Source organism: Oleiphilus sp. HI0123 (genome assembly GCF_001635315.1).
Genome location: NZ_LWGE01001109.1, coordinates 1 through 4,717 on the forward strand (window position 1 = coordinate 1; position 4,717 = coordinate 4,717).

The window sequence follows — 4,717 nt, forward strand, 5'->3', positions numbered from 1 at the left end:
AGCCAAAGTTTCTAGCCTTCCGTTACGCCTCAAGAGAATACGATCACTATATACCTCTTCCAAAGTGGCCCTGCCTGGTAGGGCATCACCTATGCCATAGTAATCCGCCTTCTTGCCAATCTCTTCTACTATAGCACCCGATGCGCCAGCCTGCTCTGACATAAAAACACCTTTTAATGCTAACCTTAAGCTGGTCTTAGGCGCTTCTTTTGGTTTATCCTGCTTTTTAACTACCTGTTTTCCTACTTGTCCGAATAAATGATAGTCAGCTAACCTGGCATCTCGCCCCTGGCTTTTCTTAGCTGTAACAACTTTATTCTGAGGCAACACTAAAGCGCGCTCATCCGAAGAAGCCAGTGAATACCAAAACACTCCAGCCCCCAGATAAGCGACATAAACAAGCAAAGTCACAGCCAACAGTGACTGAATCCTAGCAATTGTTCCTGACCCTAGCGTTATCAAATTATTCACCAGCCTAATAAATTTTCTTTTTCACTTTAAACACGACATCTTCTTCTTTGGAGTTTTGGGGCCAATGCTCATCAGCCAAATCCAATAAGCGTCTTTTCACTTTAACTAGCGCTTCACCCTCTGGGCTCACCGTCGCTTCAATGACATCAAACGATCCGCCACTATCACGAACACCTGCTTTTATTTCCCCAGTTTCGCTAGTTTCTATCACCCCCCTAAAAGGAGGAAAGCTACGTTGATGTATAGCGCGTTGAGCAGGATAGGCAATATCGCCACCAGACCACGAGATCATACCTGCAGCTGATCGCAGCATATTATCTTCAGCTAGCAGCTGTATATCCTTTAACAATAGCTGACCATCCAGGGTGACTCGTTGCGCCCTCAGCGCTGGGCTTAGCATAGATAAGTCTAGGTCACCACGAGAAACCGTCACAGCGATGTCAGACATGCCCACCGTAATCACAGCCTCCAATTCGCCCGCTTGGCTATCAATATCAAGCTTAACGGGAAGTGATAAGGCATATAGTTCAGATAATTTCACATTCCAATCAACTATTGAGGCAATGCCTTTATACTGAACCAAAGCACGACCATCCCAGATAGTCCCCTCAATGCCTTTTACCGAAACACCAACAGAGCGAAGAGAATTAGTTACAGAAGGATCAGCCTCTACAACTCCCTCCCAAATCACACGCGCTGGAGCCTTAGCCAGCACAAAAACGCTAAAGGCCAATAAGAAAACAAGAAGATACAGAATTGTTTTTTTCAACACGCGTAAAGACCAAGTCCTATTATTTGACCCACTTCAGTACAAGAGATACTGAAAACTACCGAGAACCTATCATGCTTATATACCTAAGCCGCCCGGTAGGGAGCCTACTGCTCTAAAAAGCGACCAATTACAGACTATTTAATATGATAAATCTACCTTTATTAACGGTTTTTCATACCTTTGCAGGGTTTTCTTGAGACATGCCTCAAGTACTTAGCCCCAAACGCAAGAAACCCGGCAAAAGCCGGGTTTCTTAATCACAAAGCGTGAAAGGCTGGATTACATCATTCCACCCATGCCACCCATGCCACCCATATCAGGCATAGCTGGTGCTGCTGCACCCTCTTCTACGATATCGGTAACCATGCATTCAGTAGTGATCATCAAACCAGCAACAGAACCTGCTGATTGAAGCGCTGTACGCGTCACCTTAGCCGGATCAAGAATACCCATTTCCAACATATCGCCATATTCACCCGATGCAGCATTGTAACCAAAGCTACCTTCGCCCTGCTTAACCTTATCAGTCACGACAGAACCTTCGCCACCGGCATTCTCAACGATTTGACGCATAGGTGCTTCCATTGCGCGACGTAGCAAGTTAATACCAACGTTTTGATCTTCGTTATCACCTTGAAGATCTTCAATCGCTTGTAGAGCACGAATCAATGATACGCCGCCACCTGCAACAACACCTTCTTCAACGGCTGCACGAGTAGAGTGAAGCGCATCTTCGACACGAGCCTTCTTCTCTTTCATCTCGACTTCAGAACCAGCACCTACTTTGATTACCGCAACACCGCCAGCTAATTTAGCTACACGCTCTTGAAGCTTCTCACGATCATAGTCTGAACTGCTTTCTTCGATTTGCTTACGAATCTGGTTAACACGCCCTTCGATTTCTGCAGCTTGACCTGCACCATCGATAATCGTCGTATTTTCTTTACTGATGTTAACGCTCTTCGCTGTACCCAAGTTATCAATTGTTGCGGTTTCTAGAGACAAACCAACTTCTTCAGAAATAACCGTACCACCCGTTAGAGTAGCGATATCCTGTAGCATTTCCTTACGACGATCGCCAAAGCCAGGTGCCTTAACCGCTGCCACCTTAACAATGCCACGCATGTTGTTTACAACTAGAGTCGCTAGCGCTTCGCCTTCGATATCTTCAGCAATGATCAATAATGGCTTGCTTGCTTTAGCAACACTTTCCAGTACAGGAAGTAGCTCACGAATGTTAGAAACCTTCTTATCAACCAATAATATAAATGGGCTCTCAAGCTCTGCACTCATATTGTCCTGATTGTTGATAAAGTAAGGTGATAAGTAACCACGATCGAACTGCATACCTTCAACAACGGCTAGCTCATCTTCGAAGCCACTACCTTCTTCAACAGTGATAACACCTTCTTTACCTACTTTTTCCATCGCTTCAGCAATGATGCTACCAACAGAGCTATCGCTGTTTGCTGAGATTGTGCCTACTTGAGCAATCGCTTTAGTATCTTCACATGGACGAGCAAAGCCTTTAACCGCTTGAACTGCAACTTGCACACCTTTGTCGATGCCACGTTTCAGGTCCATTGGGTTCATACCCGCAGCAACAGCCTTCAAACCTTCGTTAACGATAGACTGAGCCAAAACTGTTGCAGTCGTTGTTCCATCACCCGCAGCATCATTAGTTTGTGATGCAACTTCTTTTACCATCTGCGCACCCATGTTTTCGAACTTGTCTTTAAGCTCGATTTCTTTCGCAACAGACACACCATCTTTAGTCACCGTCGGTGCACCAAAAGATTTGTCTAATACAACGTTACGACCTTTAGGGCCCAAAGTTACCTTTACTGCATCTGCTAGAATGTTTACACCGGCCAACATGCCTTGACGAGCCGAATCACCAAATTTAACGTCTTTAGCGCTCATATACTTTTCCTACTTAAACTGTTTGCCTATTTAGTTAGGCACTTTTAAAATAATTCTCTGAACCGGCTAACCGGTACTAAGCTTCTATCACGCCGTAAAGGTCGCTTTCACTCATAATCAATAGCTCTTCACCATCGATCTTAACGGTATTACCAGCATATTGACCAAACACTACAATATCGCCTTCTTTTACAGCCAAAGCTTTAACATCACCGTTATCCAGAATTTTTCCAGTACCCACAGCTATTACTTCACCCTGAGAAGGTTTTTCAGTCGCACTACCAGGCAATACAATACCACCCGCACTTGTGGTCTCTTCTTCTTTGCGGCGTACAACAACACGGTCGTGTAATGGACGGATTTTCATCTTCTTGATTCTCCTAACAGGTTTTCAATCCGAAAATAAAATCACTCTCAAACAAAGAGCGCTTTATTTTATTTAATAAAAACAATAAGTTGCATTTTAAACTTACAATTTTCATTGATAAGTGACTCTATAAATGGGGATGATAGAAAGCTTTTCAAGCACTTATTTTTCTTTTTCTTGTTTTATCTCTTGAAACTCACCTTCGGCGATCTCTTCAGGCGGAACGGTACGTTGGGGAAATTCCTGGGCAGAGAAAGGGTCCTTAACCGGCTGCTCCTCCGCCTGAGACGACTGTCTATAAGTTGTCTGGGAATAAAAGCCGCTTTGTGAGGAATTCTGTACCAGATTTTTCGCAATCATCTTGGCAAACGAAGCTCTAAAGCCCGGCGTCAATAAAATAAAGCCAATCGTATCGGTCACAAACCCAGGGGTAAGCAACAATGCTCCCGCGATTGCCAACATCATCCCTTCACCAATTTCAGAGACTGGCATCTGGCCACTTTGCATCTTCTGATTAGCTCTGATAAAGGTACTCAGCCCCTGTTTTTTAAGCAGCGTCACACCTATGACTGCCGTCAATAACACCAGCAACACTGTATAAAAGACACCAATAAATGAGCCCACCTCAATTAATACCAACATCTCAATGATAGGAACAATCAAGAACAGTAAAAATAAAATTTGCATACTTACTCCAAGTCGAGATTTATTAGTACCCGACTGCATTAATCCTTTTTCTTATCCTAACAAGCCATTAAGATAGATTCTCATTTAAGGGTTAGGGGTGATCCCTCGATACCCAACACGTCCCAATCTGGTATTAATATAGGCAGAACATGAAATTACAAGATGCAGTTATTGCAATTACAGGCGGCGCTCAAGGCTTAGGAAGAGAAATGGCTTTAGGCCTTGCTGAAAAAGGAGCTAATCTCGCTCTGATCGACATGAATGCAGAACGTCTTGATGAAACCGCTAATGAGTGCGAAGCACTGGGCGTCACAGCTAAAACCTATGTTTGCAACGTTGCCCAAGAGGCTGACGTAGAGAACACCTTTAATACGATTGAGCGCGATTTTGGAAAGCTGAATGGCCTCGTTAATAATGCCGGCATTCTACGAGACGGTTTATTGCTAAAAGCTAAAGATGGCAAAGTTAGCCAAACCATGAGCCTGCAGCAATGGCAA

Annotated in this window: 6 protein-coding genes; 1 reads left to right on the top strand and 5 read right to left on the bottom strand. The window is 44.1% G+C overall.

The genetic code is table 11. The annotated features are described in order from the left end of the window. From A3761_RS11155 to A3761_RS11175, 5 genes are all read right to left on the bottom strand, one after another. On the bottom strand, nucleotides 1–462 hold a 462-nt coding region (locus A3761_RS11155; RefSeq protein WP_304439609.1), incomplete at its 3' end, for a type II secretion system protein N. Between the two features lie 13 nt (nucleotides 463–475). Then, nucleotides 476–1,243 (bottom strand): type II secretion system protein N, encoded by a 768-nt coding sequence (gspN, locus tag A3761_RS11160; RefSeq protein ID WP_068509035.1) that lies wholly within the window; start codon nucleotides 1,241–1,243, stop codon nucleotides 476–478. A gap of 279 nt (nucleotides 1,244–1,522) precedes the next feature. Next, complete coding sequence (gene groL / locus A3761_RS11165) at nucleotides 1,523–3,166, bottom strand: chaperonin GroEL (protein WP_068509033.1); 1,644 nt, start codon at nucleotides 3,164–3,166, stop codon at nucleotides 1,523–1,525. A 76-nt stretch (nucleotides 3,167–3,242) separates the two neighbouring features. After that, nucleotides 3,243–3,533 carry a co-chaperone GroES gene (locus tag A3761_RS11170; protein WP_068509031.1) on the bottom strand — a complete coding sequence of 97 codons (291 nt, stop codon included), beginning with the start codon at nucleotides 3,531–3,533 and terminating at the stop codon, nucleotides 3,243–3,245. Nucleotides 3,534–3,695: 162 nt separating this feature from the next. Further along, complete coding sequence (locus A3761_RS11175) at nucleotides 3,696–4,220, bottom strand: FxsA family protein (RefSeq protein ID WP_068509064.1); 525 nt, start codon at nucleotides 4,218–4,220, stop codon at nucleotides 3,696–3,698. Nucleotides 4,221–4,369: 149 nt separating this feature from the next. On the opposite strand from A3761_RS11175, the gene A3761_RS11180 reads away from it, so the two are divergent. Beyond that, the coding region (locus A3761_RS11180; protein WP_156491799.1) for an SDR family NAD(P)-dependent oxidoreductase at nucleotides 4,370–4,717 on the top strand (348 nt) is incomplete at its 3' end.

What these genes read in the sequence shown, in the direction of transcription:
- groL (WP_068509033.1), bottom strand. Translation starts at nt 3,166, where the DNA reads ATGAGCGCTAAAGACGTTAAATTTGGTGATTCGGCTCGTCAAGGCATG.
- A3761_RS11170 (WP_068509031.1), bottom strand. Translation starts at nt 3,533, where the DNA reads ATGAAAATCCGTCCATTACACGACCGTGTTGTTGTACGCCGCAAAGAA.
- A3761_RS11175 (WP_068509064.1), bottom strand. Translation starts at nt 4,220, where the DNA reads ATGCAAATTTTATTTTTACTGTTCTTGATTGTTCCTATCATTGAGATG.